This window comes from Stakelama sediminis (assembly GCF_014199335.1).
Taxonomy (GTDB): Bacteria; Pseudomonadota; Alphaproteobacteria; order Sphingomonadales; family Sphingomonadaceae; genus Sphingomonas; species Sphingomonas sediminis.
The window spans coordinates 497046-513247 of the sequence record NZ_JACIJI010000002.1 but is presented as its reverse complement, the minus strand read 5'-3'; the positions used below and the strand labels follow the sequence as shown (position 1 = coordinate 513247).

Annotated in this window: 13 protein-coding genes; 5 read left to right on the top strand and 8 right to left on the bottom strand. The window is 62.5% G+C overall.

Features of this window, described 5'->3' with window-relative positions; all coding sequences use genetic code 11:
* Positions 1 to 3 precede the first annotated feature (3 nt).
* The 3 genes from FHR23_RS08945 to FHR23_RS08935 are packed head-to-tail and all read right to left on the bottom strand — an operon-like array spanning position 4 to position 3303.
* The gene (locus tag FHR23_RS08945; RefSeq protein ID WP_184003006.1) at positions 4 to 1830 is read right to left on the bottom strand and encodes a DUF885 domain-containing protein; all 1827 of its coding nucleotides are present in this window, start codon (positions 1828 to 1830) and stop codon (positions 4 to 6) included.
* A gap of 33 nt (positions 1831 to 1863) precedes the next feature.
* Positions 1864 to 2319 carry an NfeD family protein gene (locus FHR23_RS08940; RefSeq protein WP_184003004.1) on the bottom strand — a complete coding sequence of 152 codons (456 nt, stop codon included), beginning with the start codon at positions 2317 to 2319 and terminating at the stop codon, positions 1864 to 1866.
* A 3-nt stretch (positions 2320 to 2322) separates the two neighbouring features.
* A complete protein-coding gene (locus tag FHR23_RS08935; protein ID WP_184003002.1) occupies positions 2323 to 3303 on the bottom strand; it encodes an SPFH domain-containing protein in 981 nt (326 codons plus the stop codon).
* Positions 3304 to 3352: 49 nt separating this feature from the next.
* Here FHR23_RS08935 and FHR23_RS08930 point away from each other — a divergent pair, with 49 nt between their 5' ends.
* Complete coding sequence (locus FHR23_RS08930; RefSeq protein ID WP_184003000.1) at positions 3353 to 4192, top strand: HpcH/HpaI aldolase/citrate lyase family protein; 840 nt, start codon at positions 3353 to 3355, stop codon at positions 4190 to 4192.
* On the opposite strand, the gene FHR23_RS08925 is transcribed toward FHR23_RS08930, so the two are convergent.
* Positions 4165 to 5607, bottom strand: a complete 1443-nt coding sequence (locus tag FHR23_RS08925) for an ArnT family glycosyltransferase (RefSeq protein WP_184002999.1) — start codon at positions 5605 to 5607, stop codon at positions 4165 to 4167. The genes FHR23_RS08930 and FHR23_RS08925 overlap by 28 nt on opposite strands.
* Positions 5608 to 5781: 174 nt before the next feature.
* Between FHR23_RS08925 and guaB the strand changes: the two genes are divergently transcribed.
* Genes guaB through FHR23_RS08910 form a run of 3 tightly spaced genes read left to right on the top strand, consistent with a single transcriptional unit; the run spans position 5782 to position 8972 of the window.
* Positions 5782 to 7239 carry an IMP dehydrogenase gene (guaB, locus tag FHR23_RS08920; RefSeq protein WP_184003277.1) on the top strand — a complete coding sequence of 486 codons (1458 nt, stop codon included), beginning with the start codon at positions 5782 to 5784 and terminating at the stop codon, positions 7237 to 7239.
* Between the two features lie 6 nt (positions 7240 to 7245).
* Positions 7246 to 8430, top strand: a complete 1185-nt coding sequence (locus tag FHR23_RS08915) for an RsmB/NOP family class I SAM-dependent RNA methyltransferase (RefSeq protein ID WP_184002997.1) — start codon at positions 7246 to 7248, stop codon at positions 8428 to 8430.
* 26 nt (positions 8431 to 8456) lie between these two features.
* Positions 8457 to 8972: a tetratricopeptide repeat protein gene (locus tag FHR23_RS08910; RefSeq protein ID WP_343043079.1), complete on the top strand. Its 516-nt coding sequence runs from the start codon at positions 8457 to 8459 to the stop codon at positions 8970 to 8972.
* Here the strand turns inward: FHR23_RS08910 and rsmA are convergent.
* From rsmA to FHR23_RS08890, 4 genes are all read right to left on the bottom strand, one after another.
* Positions 8969 to 9802 carry a 16S rRNA (adenine(1518)-N(6)/adenine(1519)-N(6))-dimethyltransferase RsmA gene (gene rsmA / locus FHR23_RS08905; RefSeq protein WP_184002995.1) on the bottom strand — a complete coding sequence of 278 codons (834 nt, stop codon included), beginning with the start codon at positions 9800 to 9802 and terminating at the stop codon, positions 8969 to 8971. The two genes, FHR23_RS08910 and rsmA, sit on opposite strands and share 4 nt — an antisense overlap.
* Positions 9799 to 10815, bottom strand: coding sequence for a 4-hydroxythreonine-4-phosphate dehydrogenase PdxA (pdxA, locus tag FHR23_RS08900; RefSeq protein ID WP_184002993.1), 1017 nt, complete (start codon positions 10813 to 10815; stop codon positions 9799 to 9801). Before pdxA ends, rsmA begins: the two co-directional genes overlap by 4 nt.
* A 3-nt stretch (positions 10816 to 10818) precedes the next feature.
* Positions 10819 to 12165: a peptidylprolyl isomerase gene (locus tag FHR23_RS08895; protein WP_184002991.1), complete on the bottom strand. Its 1347-nt coding sequence runs from the start codon at positions 12163 to 12165 to the stop codon at positions 10819 to 10821.
* Between the two features lie 103 nt (positions 12166 to 12268).
* A complete protein-coding gene (locus FHR23_RS08890) occupies positions 12269 to 14521 on the bottom strand; it encodes an LPS assembly protein LptD (RefSeq protein ID WP_184002989.1) in 2253 nt (750 codons plus the stop codon).
* Positions 14522 to 14681: 160 nt separating this feature from the next.
* On the opposite strand from FHR23_RS08890, the gene FHR23_RS08885 reads away from it, so the two are divergent.
* Positions 14682 to 16157, top strand: coding sequence for a leucyl aminopeptidase (locus FHR23_RS08885; protein ID WP_184002987.1), 1476 nt, complete (start codon positions 14682 to 14684; stop codon positions 16155 to 16157).
* Positions 16158 to 16202: the final 45 nt, after the last annotated feature.

The window sequence follows — 16202 nt, the reverse complement described above, 5'->3', positions numbered from 1 at the left end:
TATTCAGGTCCGGGCGCCCGCAATATAGCGGTCGACATTGCGGCCGAGCACCGTCATCGGGACGCCGCCGCCGAGCACCACGGTATCGTTGAATGCCTTGAAGTCGTATTTGCCACCCAGTTGCTGCTTTGCCTTGTCGCGCAGACGGTTGATGGTGGTGTGGCCGACCTTGTAGCCGCAGGCCTGACCCGGCCAGGAGCAATAGCGGTCAACCTCGCCCGTCACCTCATCCACGGTGGAACCGTTGGTGGTGGCGAACCACCGGATCGCCTGCTCCCGGCTCCAGCGTTTGGCATGCAGCCCGGTATCGACGACCAGACGACATGCCCGGAACGCAAGGCTTTGCAGATAGCCCAGCCGCCCCATCGGATCGCTGTCATAGACGCCCAGTTCGTCGGCAAGCTGTTCGGCATAAAGTGCCCAGCCTTCCGAATAGGCGTTGAAGGCCAGCATCGAACGGATAAGCGGTAGTTTGAACGTATATTCGCCCTGCCAGACATGGCCGGGGATGGTTTCGTGATAGGCAAGGTCGGGCAGCGCATAGCGCGGCCAGATTTTCGTGGTGCGCAGGTTGATCCACAGCCGTCCCGGCACCTTGCCGTCCATCGATCCGGGCCCGCCATAGGCGCCGGGTGCGCCGGGCTCGACCTCCGGCGACATGCGCTGCACCACGGCATTGCCTGGAACCAGCGTGTGAAACGCCTGCGGCATACGTTTGCGGATATCGTCGATCCGCCCCTGAAGGAAGGCAATGATCTCCTTGCGGCCCTGATCATTGTCGGGGAAAAGATATTTCGGGTCTTTACCCAGCGCGGTCATGCGTTCGCCGACAGTGCCTTTGGTATAGCCTTGTTTTTTCAGGATGGCGTCCATGCGCGATTGCAGGTCGGCGAGCTGTTCGCGGCCCATCTGATGCACCTCATCGGGCGACATCGTGGTGGTGGTGCCCGCCTGCAGCGCCCAGCGGTAATAGGCGTCGCCCTGCGGCAGTTTCCAGACGCCCGCGTCATGCGTCGCGACGGCACGGTGCTTTTCCATTTCCTCGATCTGCCGGTCGAGCGCCGGCGCGATCTGCGCGGACGCAATCGCTTCGGCCTGTGCCTGCCAGTCGCCCGGGATATGTTTGTCGGTGGCGCGGCTGACCAGCGATTTGACGAGGCTCCATTTGGCGACATCGTCGCCGCGCGCGATCTTCAACTGTGCGATGGCCTTGTCGAGCAGGAAGTCGGGCGCGACCACGCCCATTGCGCGCGCGGATTTCAGGCGCTCGGTCTCACCGTCCAGCCCTTCCGCATAGTCCTGCATCCGGGTGAGATAGGCGTCGGCGTCACCACGCTCCTCAATCGTGTGCTGGGTATCGAGAAATTGCGGCACGTCGAGGAAACTGCCGACATTCTGGATGACCACATAGGGCGAATTGCGATAGCTGCCGACCGAAATATCGCCATAGGGAAAGGCAAAGCCCTTGAGCGCCAGTGTGAAGGCGGTGCGCACGACATCGACATCGGTACGCGTGGCGTCGTCGAGCGCATTCATGTCGAGCGTGTCGATGGCGGCGACATGGGTGCGCAGATGGTCGGCGATGACATGCTGCCCCGCCGCGCTGTGATCGACCAGTCGTGCCTTTAACGGTGCGCGCGCGCCGGTGTCGATGCCCAGCCCGGTTGCCTGTTCGGGAAAATCCTGAAGCATGGTTTCGGCGATTTGCGACAGCAGCGCCTCCGCCTTCGCATTGGGGCCGGTCGCATCGGCGAATGCGCGCATCGGAAGCGCGGGCAAAGCGGCACCGGTGCCTAGAACGGCCAGCAGCGCACGACGATCAATAGGCATGAAAAACTCCGAAAAAACAAAGAAGGGATACGGTCAGGAAAGAGCGGGTGGCACCGGTTCGACGCGCAGCACGCCGTCATCGGCGCCGACGACCCTGACGCGTGCACCGCTGGCTATGTCGGGACCATGGGCGGGCCATTCGCCGTCGCCGACGCGCACGCGGCCATGGCCGTTTTCGATTGCCTGTGTGACCTCGACCGTTTCGCCGATCAGGCGCGCGACCCGGTCGTTCAGCTTCGGATCGAGCGTGTCGACGGGATAGTCCCGATACCAGCGCTTGCCGATCAGCACGGTGACGATGGTCCAGATGACAAACCCGCCGAACTGACCGGCAAGACCCAGCTCGGGAAACAACAGGGTCACGACGCCGATAATCGCAGCGGCAATGGCGATGAAGATCAGGAACACGCCGGGGATCAGCAGTTCGGCGATCCCCAGCAGCAATGCCGCGATCAGCCACCACAGCCCGGCACCCGAAAACCAGTCCATGACTTAAGCGTCGTTGCGCCGGGGCACAGTACGGCGCGTGACCGGGGTTGTCGGTGTCGTCGGCACGGTCGGCGTCTTGTCGAGCGCCTCCTTCGCCAGTTCGCCGATACCGCCCAGCGTGCCGATCAACTGCGTCGCCTCGACCGGGAACAGGATGGTCTTTGCATTGTTTGAGGTCGCGAACTTGCCGACTGCATCGACGTATTTCTGCGCGACGAAATAGTTGATCGCCTGTGCCGAACCGTCTTCGATGGCGTCGGACACCAGCCTGGTCGCCTTGGCTTCCGCTTCGGCCGAGCGTTCGCGTGCTTCGGCTTCGCGATAGGCGGCTTCGCGCTTGCCCTCGGCCTCCAGGATTGCGGATTGTTTCAGACCCTCGGCGCGCAGAATCTGCGACGCGCGATCGCCCTCCGCATCGAGGATGTTGGCGCGCTTTTCGCGTTCGGCCTTCATCTGGCGTGCCATGGCGTCCACGATGTCGCGCGGCGGCCGAATGTCCTTGATCTCGACGCGGGTGATCTTCACGCCCCAGGGCGTCGTCGCATGATCGACCACGGCGAGCAGGCGGGCATTGATCTCGTCACGCTTCGACAGGGTTTCGTCGAGGTCCATCGAGCCCATGACGGTGCGCAGGTTGGTTGTCGCAAGGTTCATGAGCGCGTTATAGAGGTCCGACACCTCATAGGCCGCCTTGGCCGGGTCCAGAACCTGAAAGAACACCACCCCGTCGGTGGAGATCATCGCATTGTCCTTGGTGATGATTTCCTGACCGGGAATATCGATCACCTGCTCCATCATGTTGACCTTGCGCCCGATGCGATAAAAGAAGGCGGGGTAGAAGTTGAAGCCGGGGCGGGCGACGGTGGTGAAGCGCCCGAAATGCTCGATCGTGCACTGATAGCCCTGACGCACGATCTTCACGCTGGCGAACAGATACAGGATGACGATAACTGCCAGCAGCAGCAGAAAAGTAATGAACGCCATGGCCCGACTCCCCTTGGCAAATGATGTTGATTGCCACCATAGCCTTCCCATGAGCACAGTCCATCCAATCGCACCGCGCACGGCGCTGTTTCTTCCCGCGTCGAATGCGCGTGCCATCGAAAAGGCGCGAACGCTGGATGCGGATATGGTGCTGCTCGATCTGGAAGATGCGGTGCGTGAGGAAGCCAAGGACGATGCCCGTGCCGCTGCGGTCAGCGCGGTCGGGCAGGGCTTCGGAGCGCGGCCCTGTGCCATTCGGGTGAATGGGCTTGGGCATTCCGCGCACAATGCGGATGTGGCGGCGATTGCAGAAAGCAAAGCTGATTTCGCCATCCTGCCCAAAGCGGAATCCGCCCAGAGCGTTGCCCTTGTGGCAAGCGCGCTCCAAAAGCCGTTGCTGGTGATGATCGAAACGCCGCTTGGCGTGCTGAACGCAGCCGATATCGCGGCACTGCCGGAAGTGGTCGGCGTGATTGCGGGGACCAACGACCTGAGGGCCGAACTGCATATTCCCGACAATGCGCCGCGCGACGCAATCGGTGTGGCGCTTCAGACGATTGTGCTGGCGGCACGGGCGCACGGTTGCTGGGCACTGGACGGTGTGTTCAATGCGCTGGGCGATGCCGAGGGACTGGAGCGCGAATGTCTGGCCGGGCGGGCGCTGGGCTTTGACGGCAAGACGTTGATCCATCCCAACCAGATTGCCGTCGCGGCGCGCGCTTTCGGGCCGACCGATGCGGAAATCGAAGAGGCCCGCGCCCTGATCGAAGCGGCTTCGGGCGGAGCGGAGCGGTTTCGCGACCGGATGATCGAAGCCATGCATGTCGAACGGGCCCGCGCCCTGCTCGCGCGCGTCGACGGTCAGGCGGTTTTGCCCTGTTCTCGCTGAGGAAACAGTACGCACGCACAGGCGAGCAGCATCAGCGGCAACAGGAACAGGCGGTGCCGCTCGCCGAATTCGAACCACACCCCGAACAGAGCGCATTGCGCAATGCCCGCAAGGAGCAACAGCGGCAAAATCGGGGGCAGCCGTTGGCGGAGCACTCCAAGTGCGGCAGAGGTCGCGCCAAGCAGCGCGACATAGGGCAGCACGGCAAGCGGGAGCAGGGTTGCGAGTAAGCTGCCGGAAGGAGCGGGGGACAGTGCGGCCATGCGTACCACGCCGGCATGTTCCACGCCGAGAGCGCGAACGAATTTCGTCGCGGTCAGCCGCATGAACTCCAACGGGTTGGCGGCGATCCACTGCGAGGCAAGTCTGGCGGTGTCATGGGCATAGCCCAGCTCGTGCGCATGCCATTTGTCGATGGGGGTGGGAAGCCAGTCCCCCGTCGCACCGGGATTGTTGCCGACCCAAAGGCTGACCCCGCCCGCCGAGGTGAGGGGGACGAAGGCATGAAGCTGGATGGCGTTGCGAACCCACCAGGGCAGCATGACCAGCATGGTCACTCCGGCGGCCGGGATGCCCGCACGCAAAATTTTACGTAACCCTGCCTGCGGTACGAGGACGAGACCGATCAGCAGGGACAGCGTCGCCCAACCGGGTTGAGTGAGTGCCAATAGTCCGGTCAGTATCCCGATAGCGGCAACGGCTTTCCAGGTGGTTTGACGGGACGTAGCCGCCGAAAACCAGACATGGACAAGGCCCAGTACGAGGATGATGCAAAGCGCCTCTTTCTGGGCGAAGGGGGCGGCCAGCAATGTGCTCGGCCAGATCAGGTAGCTCCATGCGGCGGCGCGCCCTGCACCCGGACGGCCCAGCCGTTTTCCCAGCCGCGCGATCAGCCACGCCGCCATAGCATCGAACAGCAGGTTGAGAACGAAGAGCGACGCTGCGGACAGCCCTGCTATCGCTCCCCATCCGGCAAGCAGCATGGCATAGGCCGGAGGATAGAAGGCGACCATGCGCATCCCGATAACGGGTTCATATACGTAAAACCCCCGGCCATCGAGCAGGTGGCGGGCGATTTCCGGATAAAGGCGCGCGTCGCCACCGGGCAATGCGTTCCAGGCGTGGAACAGAGGATCAAGCCGCAGGGCGACGCACAGCGTTCCCAGCAGGGCAATGCCCAACCGGGAAGGCGCATGGCGGGCAATCGGAATGGCAAGGGCAAGCGCTCCCAGCCATATGCCGAGCAGCAGCCATGCCGGGTGGGAAAAGCCATATTCTCCGATTAACGCGGGGGCCGAGAAGGCAGCATAAAGCGTAAGCGCGGCATACAGCACTGACAGTACCGATCGCGTAACGGGCGAAATCGATGCTTCGACGCCGAAGGCGACAGACGGTTTGCGGGACAGTGTCGGCATGAACACTCCGGGAGAACGCTTTCGAAACCGCTCTTATCCTCTTTGGCGGGCGGTTGCGAACGCGTTAACGCTCTTTTTCCCTTTCATCCGACTGTTTGCACCGACCCACTAGCGAAAGCGGCAATGCTTGGTTACATGGACCGCCATTCTCCGACTCAGGACATTGGCAGCTTCATGGAAATCCCCCTCGGCCTCACCTTCGACGACGTTCTCATGTACCCGGCGGAATCCGAAGTTCTGCCCAGCATGGCGGATACGCGGACGCGGGTGACCAAAGACCTGTCGCTCAACATTCCCGTCCTGTCTTCGGCGATGGATACGGTGACGGAGGCCGAGATGGCGATCGTCATGGCGCAGCTTGGCGGGATCGGCGTACTGCACCGCAATCTGTCGGTGCTCGAACAATGCGATGCCGTGCGACAGGTGAAGCGCTTTGAAAGCGGGATGGTCGTCAACCCCATCACGATTGCATCCAGCGCACCGCTCAGCGAGGCACAGGCGCTGATGAACCGTCACCGGATCAGCGGCATTCCGGTGACCGAAGCATCGGGCAAGCTGGTCGGCATCCTGACCCATCGCGATGTGCGCTTTGCCGAAAATCCGAAGCAGCCGGTATCCGAACTGATGACCAGCGAAAATCTGGCTACGGTATCGGCCAGCGTGACACAGGAAGAGGCGCGCCGCCTGCTCCATCAGCGCCGGATCGAGAAGCTGCTGGTCGTCGATGACGCCTATCACTGTATCGGACTGATTACCGTGAAGGATATCGAGAAAGCGGTGACCTATCCCGACGCCACCAAGGATGCGTCGGGGCGGCTGCGCGTGGCGGCGGCGACAACGGTCGGTGACAAGGGCTTCGAACGCACCGCCGCGCTGGTCGATGCGGAGGTCGACCTGATCGTCATCGACACCGCGCATGGCCATAATCGCGATGTTGCGCGCTCGGTCGAGCGGGTGAAAAAGCTCTCCAATTCGGTACAGGTAATCGCGGGCAATGTCGCGACGGCGGAAGCGACCCGGGCACTGATCGACGCGGGCGCGGACGGCATCAAGGTCGGTATCGGACCGGGGTCGATCTGCACCACGCGCGTCGTTGCCGGGATCGGGGTGCCGCAGTTGACTGCGGTGCTGGAATCGGCTGCCGAAGCGAAGAAGTCGGGCGTGCCCGTTATTGCCGATGGCGGAATTCGGACCTCCGGCGACGTGGCCAAGGCGCTGGCCGCCGGGGCAGGCGCGGCGATGGTCGGATCGCTGCTCGCCGGGACTGAGGAGGCACCGGGCGAAACCTTCCTCTATCAGGGCCGCGCCTATAAGGCTTATCGCGGCATGGGATCGGTGGGTGCGATGGCGAAAGGCTCTGCCGATCGCTATTTCCAACAGGATATCAAGGACCAGCTCAAGCTGGTGCCCGAAGGGATTGAAGGGCAGGTGCCGTTCAAGGGACCGGCGCGCGATGTCATTCACCAGCTTGTCGGCGGCGTAAAGGCAGCGATGGGCTATACCGGATCGCATACCATTGCCGAGTTGCAGGAGCGTGCGCGCTTCGTGCGGATCACCGGTGCGGGCCTGCGCGAAAGCCATGTGCATGACGTCACCATCACGCGCGAAGCGCCCAACTATCCGACGCGCTGACCCGACATGACTCCGGCCGCACGCACCCAGGCGGCGATCGAACTGCTGGACGCCGTGATCGTCGCCGCGCGCGATGGCGGGGCGGCGGCGGATACGATTATCGCCCGCTATTTCGCCCAGCGCCGCTATGCCGGATCGAAGGATCGGCGGGCGGTGCGGGCGCTGGTCTACGATGCCATCCGCCTGCTGGGAGAGCGTCCGCAAAGCGGTCGCGCGGCGATGCTGGCACTGGCACGGGATCCACCCGAACTGATGGCGCATTTCGGTGCTGGCGGGCATGCGCCGGAAGCGGTTGCCGATGGCGAGCCGGTGGCTGAAACCGGTGTCGCCCCGCAATGGTTGACCGAACGGCTGATCGCGGCGGGCCTGACCATATCGGATTTGCAAGCGCTACTCGACCGTGCGCCGCTGGATATTCGCGTCAATCCGTTACGCTCCGATGCCGATAGCGTTCGAAGCGCGTTGGAGGGCGCCGGGCCTATCGCCGGATTGCCGATGGCTCTGCGCTTGCCGGTCGACAGCCAGATCGAGCGCCACCCGCTGTGGAACGACGGGGCGTTCGAAGTGCAGGATGCGGGCAGTCAAGCAGTGTCGCTTGCCGCAGGGGCCGCGCCCGGCATGACCGTCGTCGATCTGTGCGCGGGTGGCGGCGGCAAGACGCTGGCGCTGGCCGCGCTGATGGCGAACCAGGGACGGTTGATCGCCTGCGACGCGGATCGTGGACGGCTTTCCCGTCTTACGCCGCGTGCCGAACGAGCGGGCGTGACGATTGCCGAAACGCGCCTGCTCAACCCCGGTCGGGAGGCGGAAGCGCTGGAGGATCTGACCGGGCGGGCCGATATCGTGCTGGTCGATGCGCCCTGTTCGGGGACGGGCACCTGGCGCCGTAATCCCGAGGCGCGCTGGCGGCTGACGTCCCAGCGGCTGGAAACGCTGACCCGGCTTCAGGCCCGGCTGCTTGACGTTGCGGCATCGCTGATCCGTCCCGGCGGCAGCCTGACTTATATCGTCTGCTCGCTGCTGGACGCGGAAGGTGGCGATCAGATCGAGCGGTTCCTTGCCGATCATTCCGGCTGGCATGCGGAAACGCTTGCATTGCCGTTGGGAACCCGCCACGCTGACGGCATGCGCTTGACCCCCGCCCATGATGGGACAGACGGCTTTTTTGTCGCGAAGCTGCATTGCACGTGATAGCGGGCGGGCGTACATTTCCGGAGATGATGATGCGTATCACCACGGTTTCGGCCGCTATAGCCCTGACGCTGCTCAGCGTTTCGACATCGCTGTATGGACAGCGGCCCGACAACCAGATCAATCCGCGTTCGCTGACCCTGCTCAAACAGGGTGAGGCAGCGCAACAGGCCGGTAAGTTCGAAGCTGCCACCGATGCGCTGGAAACCGCGCTGGCGGTTGATCCGCGCAACCGTCAGGCGTTCATCGTGCTGGCGAAGGTTGCGCGTGATCAGGGAATGCCCGGTCAGGCGATCCGTATGTATCGCGAGGCGCTGAAGCTCGATCCCAATGATCAGGTGGCGCTGAAGGGGCAGGGCGAGGCGATGGTCGCCAAGGGCGCGGTCGTCAAGGCGCAGGAAAATCTGACCAAGCTGCGCAAGATTTGCGGCAAGGATTGCGGGGCGGCCGATCAGCTTGCGGCGGTGATCGCCAAGGGGCCGCCGGTCAAGACGGCGCAGCAGACCGCGAAACCGGCAACGCCGGATACCACCAAAGACTAAACGGAAAGCTGCCGCGCCAGCGCGACGAATTCGTCCACGCTTACAGTTTCCGCACGTCGGGCGGGGTCGATACCGACTGCGGGCAGCGCCTCTACCGCGCCGGGAACGGATTTGAGCGACTGGCGCAGCATCTTGCGCCGCTGGCCAAAAGCGGCGGCAGTACACTGTTCGAGTTTGGCGAAGGTCACGCCCTCCGGCGCTTCTCCCGGCACGATATGGACCACCGCCGACATGACCTTGGGCGGCGGGGTGAAGGCCGAGCGGTGGACCGGCATGGCGATACGGGCGCTGCTGCGCCACTGAGCAAGTACGGCGAGGCGCCCATAAGCGGAAGTGCCGGGCGGCGCGACGATCCGTTCCGCCACTTCGCGCTGAAACATCAGCGTCAGGCTCTGCCACCATGGTTGCCACTCCGCCGAGAGCCAGCGGACCAGCAATGCGGTGCCGACATTATAGGGCAGGTTGGCGACGATGTGCGGTCGCCCTTCGAACAGCGCAGGGGCGTCGATGTTCAGCGCATCGTCTTCGATCACGCGCAGCCGCCGCGGCCAGACATGCTCCAGTTCGGCAAGCGCCGGGATACAGCGCGTATCGCGTTCAATGGCCGTGACCCGTGCTCCCGCTGCCAGCAGCGCGCGGGTGAGACCGCCGGGGCCGGGGCCGATTTCCAGCACCTCGGCATCCTGCAAGTCGCCGGGAATGGCCGCGATGCGCCCCAGTAACTGCTGATCGAACAGGAAGTTCTGCCCCAGTGCCTTGCTGGCCGACAGGCCATGTTTGCGGATGACCTCCCGCAGCGGCGGCAGGTCAGGCAAGGCGGGGGAGGTCATACCGGGCTGACGGCACGGCGTCTGGCTGCCTTGGCGGCAAGGCGAATGGCCGCAATCATCGCGCCCGGCTCTGCCTGATTGGTACCGGCGATCGGGAACGCCGTCCCGTGATCGGGGGAGGTACGGACGATGGGTAGCCCCAGCGTGATGTTTACGCCTTCATCGAAATGCAGCGTCTTGATGGGGATCAGTGCCTGATCGTGATACAGGCATAGGGCGGCATCATAGGTACCACGGGCACGCGGATGGAACATGCCGTCCGCGGCGAACGGGCCGGTGGCGTCCACACCTTTCGCCCTAAGCTGCTCGATTGCCGGAATCAGATAATCGATTTCCTCGCGTCCGATCTTGCCGCTTTCCCCTGCATGCGGGTTGAATCCGGCAAAGGCCAGACGCGGCCGTTCGATGCCGAAATTGCGGGTAAGCCCGCGCGCTGTCGCCAGCCCCTTGGTAACGATCAGGTCGACCGACAGAATATCGCTGACCTGCGCCAGCGGCATATGGGTGGTGATCGGTACAACGCGCAGAGTCGGGCCTGCCAGCATCATGATCGCATTGTCACGCGACACGCCGCAACGCTCTGCCACAAACTCCGTCTGGCCGGGATGGGTAAATCCGATTTCGTAAAGCTGTGCTTTTGATACCGGTGCCGTGACCAGCGCGCCCGCAGCACCCGAACGTGCTAGCCCGACCGCTACTTCCAGCGATTGCAAAGCGCATCGCGAACTGTCGATATCCGGCTTTCCGGGCGTTATGTCGCAGCGGATCCCGGTCGATAGCAGGGGCAACGCACGATCGAAATGCTGCGGCGCCTGCGTGGGATCGTCGATCAGGGCAATCGGGCCGTCCCACACCTGCTCCAGCGCCTTTTCTTCACCGACGGCAAAGAACGGCCCCAGCGAGTGGACGTCACGCGCGACCCAGGCTTTTGCGACGATTTCGGGACCGACGCCGGCCGGATCGCCGAGCGCTACCGCCAGAGGGCGGATCGTGGCCGGATCGCGCTCCGGCATGGCTCAGCGATACTCGATGACGGCGTCACGCCGCAGATCGCGTAGCATGCGTTCGGCACGCAGGTTCACCCGCTGCTGCTCTTCCGCGTTGCGAATGCTCTCTGCCGACGGCAGCGAAGCCGCCTTGGGATCGTCACGACCGCACAGCACCAGCACGCGGATACCCTGTTCCAGCGAACCGAAGGGCGGGGTCACTTCCCCGACCTTCATTTTCAGCATGATGTCCTGCAGTTGCGGCGGAAGCGAGCGCACCTGCACCGAATCGTTGTCGACGACTTCGGCATGCAGTTGCTGGGCGATCTTGTCGACGCCGCCGCAACCCTGAATTTTCTGAGTCTCCGCGGCGAAGTTCTGCGCGATCGACTGAGCCTGCTCCTTGGTCGAATCCTTGGGGATACTGATCGTCACCTGACGCAGGCTGAGCACCGCGTCGCGCGGATCGGCGGTCAGCACCTGACGCTTGTCCTGAAGGAAGATCAGAGAGAAACCGCCGGGAACCTGTACCGGACCGGCGACCTGACCGACACTCATGCTGGCGGCTGCATCCGCCAGAGAGTTCGGCAGCATGGCGGGACGCACCCAGCCAAGGTCGCCACCCTGTGAAGCCGTTGTCGCCTGCGAATAATTCTTGGCGAAATACTGGAAGGGTACACCCTGCTTCATCTTTTCGAGCATCTGCTTCATCGATTCGATGACCTGTTGCTCGTTCGACGCAGTGGCAGGCAGATAGATTTCCTTGAGGTGATATTCCTCGGTCCCCTTGGCCGCTTTCAGACGGTCGAGAATCGCCTTCACCTCTGCATCGCCGACATTGACGAAGGGCGATACCTTTCGGTCCAGCACATGGTTCCAGGCAATTTCGCCCTGAATCTGATGCTGAAGCGAATAGGCCGAAGAACCGATTTCCTTCAGATACTGGGACAGCTCTTGCGGCGTCTTGTTGAAGCGCTGCGCAACGCGTGTATAGGCCTGCGCGATTTCGTCGGTCGATACGCTGATATCGTCCTGCTTGGCAGCCTGAATCTCCAGCGTTTCGTCGATCAGGGAACGCAAGATCTGCAGCTTGAGCTGATCCTCATCCTTGGGATCGAGTTTGAGCTTGTTGAGCGCGACGACCATTGCCAGCCGCTGATCGACATCGGTGCCGGTAATGACGCTGCCGTTCACGATCGCCGTCGGTTTGCGGATATTGGGATCCTGATGCCCGAAAATCTGAAGATTGGCGGGGAGATCAAGCCCGGTATCGGCGGTTGCGTCCTGCGTCGGTTCATCCGGAACCGTTTGCGCCATCAACGCCGTTGCCGTGGCGATCCCCGTCATCAGCACACCGATGCGTGCAAATCGTTTCATGTTCGGAATCAAATGCTTCACCTGGATAATAACCCTCACTTCGCGTCGCGCCGGGCGCGCCGTATTACATCGTTCTTGTCGCACGGTTTGCCTGAACCGTCGCTTAGCGCCCCAAATTCTTGAATGACAGTGTCAGCAAAAAGCTGTTCCCCCGCTTCGCGTCTCCGGTATCCTCATAGTCGCGCTTCCACGTCAGGCCAAGCTTCAGGCAGTCATCTTCATATGCAATGCCCAATCGGTGCCGGATCGGGCTGAATCCGTTGGACAGCGATAGCGGATCCTGATCGCGATTGGTAAGATCGATAATGATCGAGCCGAAGGCAGACCAGAAGCGGCCGAACGCCACGCGTCCCGCCGTGCGCAGTTCCTCACGGTCCCGCAAATCCTCCAGCGTCGGCGTGATGTTGCGGTTGAGGTTGAGATAGCCGACCAGCGCATAGGTTTTGCGCGAACCGATCGTGGCATCGATTTCATTTCGGCGAATGGCGAAGTTGTCCTTGTCCAGCCGGTAGCGATGTACCAGCGAGACGAAGTCCTTGTAGCGAATTTCCGTCCGTCCGACGATATCCGAAAGCCGGTCGGTCAGGCCGGTTCCCTCCGGGAAAAGGCTCGGCTCCGATGTCAGGCGATAGCTCTGTCCCACAGTCGCACTTAGCGAGAACTCGGGCAGATTGACGTCCCAGTCCACACCATAGGTGAACCGGGTCGAATCCTCGAACCGGTCATAGCCCGGAAAGCGATTGAGCGCGAAAAGATTGGAATCTTCCAGATCGACCGCTCGCGAATCCTCGTTCGGGATTTCCATGTTGCGGATCGGCGGGGATGCGACGACCTGAATACGGGGCGTCAGGCGTTGCGTTCCTCCCAGGAACTGCCCGACCAGCGGCCATTTGACGTCAAGCGCAAGGGCGGCAATCGCGCGTCCCTGAAACCCCGGATCGCCGCGATAGGCCGCCACGCTCGTCGTATCGTTGTTCGAGCTGTGGTAGATATCACCGCGCGCATAGGCGGTAAGCTGAACCTCCTGTCCCCAGCGGGTGATACCGCGCCAGTCCCATTCGGCGGACGCAAAGGCGCGCTGTGTATCCTGCCCCTCGGTACGGCTGAGAGCGAGCGAATTGAGCTGGATGTTCAGCGTCCCGCCGATCGGCGTATTGGCAATCCGCCGCCGATAGTCGATTTCCGGCAGGGCAAAGGGCTGCAACGCCCCGTTTTCATCGAGGCGCAGCGTCTGCACCGCCCAGCCCTCAATGGAAAAATAGTTGTTCCGGTCGATCCGCTCGACACCGATATTGTTACGCAGCCGGGTGTCGCTGGAAATGTCATAGCGCCGCAGGAACGTCTTGTCGGTCGTTACCCGCAAGGCTGCGCTGGCACTCCATTCCGGCGATAGCTGATAGCGTCCGTTCGCTTCGATATAGCCGCGAAAGGCATTGACGCTGTTGGCGGGCGTCGGTGTGACGAGCAGGTCGTCCGATTTGCTGCTATAGGTACCATAAGCGGTGACGTCGAACGCGCCGAGCCTGTTCAGTTCCCGATAGTCGAGTTGCAGCATCGGCAGCGCCGCTGTGAAGATATGCGGCGTTACCGTCAGATCGCGATTGGGGGCGATACTGATGAAATAGGGGACCGCGGCTTCAACACCGTTCACGCGGTCATATCGGATGTTGGGCGTCAAAAAGCCCGAATCGCTGGTGTCGCCGACCGGATGAGAGAAGGCGGGCAAGGGGATCGACAGGACATTGAACAGGTCCAGTCTGGCACCGCTGTAATGAATACGGTGCGTATTGGGGTCGTAAACGACCTTTGCCGCAGTGATCTTCCATGACGGCTCTTTGGGGCAACCGTCGGAGTTGGTGACGGAACAGGCGGTATAAGCGGCGTGCTCGACATGGATGGCGCCGCTTTTTTCCAGTTCGCCCTTTTGCGCGGCAATACGACCGCCCTCATTGAGCACCACCAGCAGGTTTTCGACCATCCCCTGCTTCAGGGTATCGGTGAGTTCGGTACGGTCGCCATAGGCGACGTCGCCATCGGGATTGGTAACGACAACGTTGCCGGTCGCCACCACCTGGCCGCTCTTGCGGTTCCAGACCACCTTGTCGGCGCGTACGCGGTCGCCGTCGCGGTTCAGCAGGACATCGCCCGAAGCAGTCACGATATCCTGATTGCTGTCATATACGAGCTGATCGGCGCTGAACTGAATCTGATCCTGCCCGGCGGCATTTTTGGGCGGTGCAGGCGCTGGTGCGGGCACCTGAACCGGGCGCGGATTGAGATCCTGTGCCCGCGCGATGCCGGTCAGTCCCAGCACCCAGGGCAGGGCGCACGAAAGCAGCAATGCCTTGCGCGTCACGGTACTGAACTACTCCCCCTGCTCGGGCTGAACATCAGGCCCCTATCGCACCGGCAGCCCTATACTGCAATCCATGCTTCGGCCTTTGCCGTTTCGCTCGCAAGGCCCTACATGGCGGCCATAGCCAATCCATATTCCCCCCATAGAAGGAAAAATCCGCATGGAAATCGATTTTGCAGCAACACCGGGAGAGACTTCCGATCTTCTTGTCCTTCCGGTGCAGCGTGGCGGACTGACAGCACTTTCGCAAAGCACGCTGTCGGAACAGGCCCGAAAATTATTGACTTCGGCGGCTGAAAAAAGCCGATTCGAAGGGGACAGCGGCACCACGTGTGAAGTGTTCGCCGACGATGCGGGCACCTTGCTGCGAATCGCGCTGGTCGGCGTCGGCAATGCGGATGAACCGTCTTACGAACGCGCGGGGGGCGCGATCGCGGCGCGCTATATCAGTTCAGGCGTGAAGACGATGACGGTCGATTTTTCGACGCTCAAAGGTGCGGTCAGCGCGAAACAGGCTGCACGCTTCGTCGCCGGTGCTGCGCAAAAGGCATGGCGTCACGATGTTTATCGCACCAAACTCCCTGCCGGCAAAAAGCCGACGCTGGAGCGGATCGCAATCGCCAATGCGCCGGACGGCAGCACCGAAGCATGGGCCTATGCCGATGCGGTGACTCAGGGCATGGAACTGACCCGCAAGCTGGTGACGGAGCCCGCCAACATCCTGTTCCCCGAGAGCTTTGTCGAAGAAGCACAGGCGCTGGCCGAACTGGGCATTGAGCTGACGGTGCTGGACGAAGCGCAGATGCGCGAACTGGGCATGGGGGCGCTGCTGGGTGTCAGCCAGGGTGCGGAGCGCGAAGGACGCCTGCTCGCCATGCGCTGGAACGGTAAGGGTTCGGGCGATGTCGAACTGGCGCTGGTCGGCAAGGGCGTGACCTTCGACAGTGGCGGCATCTCGCTGAAACCCGGACCGGGCATGGAAGACATGAAGTGGGACATGGGCGGTGCAGGTGCCGTGATCGGCACGATGAAGGCGCTGGCGCTACGCAAGGCGAAGGCGAATGTGCTGGGCGTATGCGGACTGGTCGAAAACATGCCCGACGGTAATGCCCAGCGCCCCGGAGACGTGGTGACGTCGCTTTCGGGCCAGACCATTGAAGTCATCAACACCGATGCCGAAGGTCGTCTGGTGCTTTGCGACGCGCTGACCTGGGTCCAGCGCAATTTCAAGCCGAAGACGATCATCGACCTTGCCACCCTGACGGGCGCGATGATCATCAGCCTGGGGCATGAACATGCCGGCCTGTTTTCCAATGACGATTCGCTCGCCGATGCAATGCTCGCCGCCGGTCAGGCGTCGGGCGACAAGCTGTGGCGGATGCCGCTGGGCGATGCCTATGACAAGCTGCTCGATTCGCCGATTGCCGATATGAAGAATGTCGGCCCGCGTGCGGCCGGATCGATCACGGCGGCGCAGTTCCTGAAGCGCTTTATCGATGACGGCGTACAGTGGGCGCATCTCGACATTGCCGGAATGGCCTGGTCCGACAAGGCGGGGCCGAATTACGAAAAGGGCGCGACCGGGTTCGGCGTGCGCGTGCTCGACCGGCTGGTCGCCGACCGGTTCGAAGGCTGATGGTTTCGGGAGTGCGCGCATGACGCGTACTCCCGGCCATTGCGC

What these genes read in the sequence shown, in the direction of transcription:
- FHR23_RS08910 (WP_343043079.1), top strand. Translation starts at nt 8,457, where the DNA reads ATGATGATGCGTATCACCACGGTTTCGGCCGCTATAGCCCTGACGCTG.
- pdxA (WP_184002993.1), bottom strand. Translation starts at nt 10,815, where the DNA reads ATGCCGGAGCGCGATCCGGCCACGATCCGCCCTCTGGCGGTAGCGCTC.
- FHR23_RS08915 (WP_184002997.1), top strand. Translation starts at nt 7,246, where the DNA reads ATGACTCCGGCCGCACGCACCCAGGCGGCGATCGAACTGCTGGACGCC.
- guaB (WP_184003277.1), top strand. Translation starts at nt 5,782, where the DNA reads ATGGAAATCCCCCTCGGCCTCACCTTCGACGACGTTCTCATGTACCCG.
- FHR23_RS08930 (WP_184003000.1), top strand. Translation starts at nt 3,353, where the DNA reads ATGAGCACAGTCCATCCAATCGCACCGCGCACGGCGCTGTTTCTTCCC.
- FHR23_RS08895 (WP_184002991.1), bottom strand. Translation starts at nt 12,165, where the DNA reads ATGAAACGATTTGCACGCATCGGTGTGCTGATGACGGGGATCGCCACG.
- FHR23_RS08925 (WP_184002999.1), bottom strand. Translation starts at nt 5,607, where the DNA reads ATGCCGACACTGTCCCGCAAACCGTCTGTCGCCTTCGGCGTCGAAGCA.
- rsmA (WP_184002995.1), bottom strand. Translation starts at nt 9,802, where the DNA reads ATGACCTCCCCCGCCTTGCCTGACCTGCCGCCGCTGCGGGAGGTCATC.
- FHR23_RS08935 (WP_184003002.1), bottom strand. Translation starts at nt 3,303, where the DNA reads ATGGCGTTCATTACTTTTCTGCTGCTGCTGGCAGTTATCGTCATCCTG.
- FHR23_RS08885 (WP_184002987.1), top strand. Translation starts at nt 14,682, where the DNA reads ATGGAAATCGATTTTGCAGCAACACCGGGAGAGACTTCCGATCTTCTT.
- FHR23_RS08940 (WP_184003004.1), bottom strand. Translation starts at nt 2,319, where the DNA reads ATGGACTGGTTTTCGGGTGCCGGGCTGTGGTGGCTGATCGCGGCATTG.
- FHR23_RS08945 (WP_184003006.1), bottom strand. Translation starts at nt 1,830, where the DNA reads ATGCCTATTGATCGTCGTGCGCTGCTGGCCGTTCTAGGCACCGGTGCC.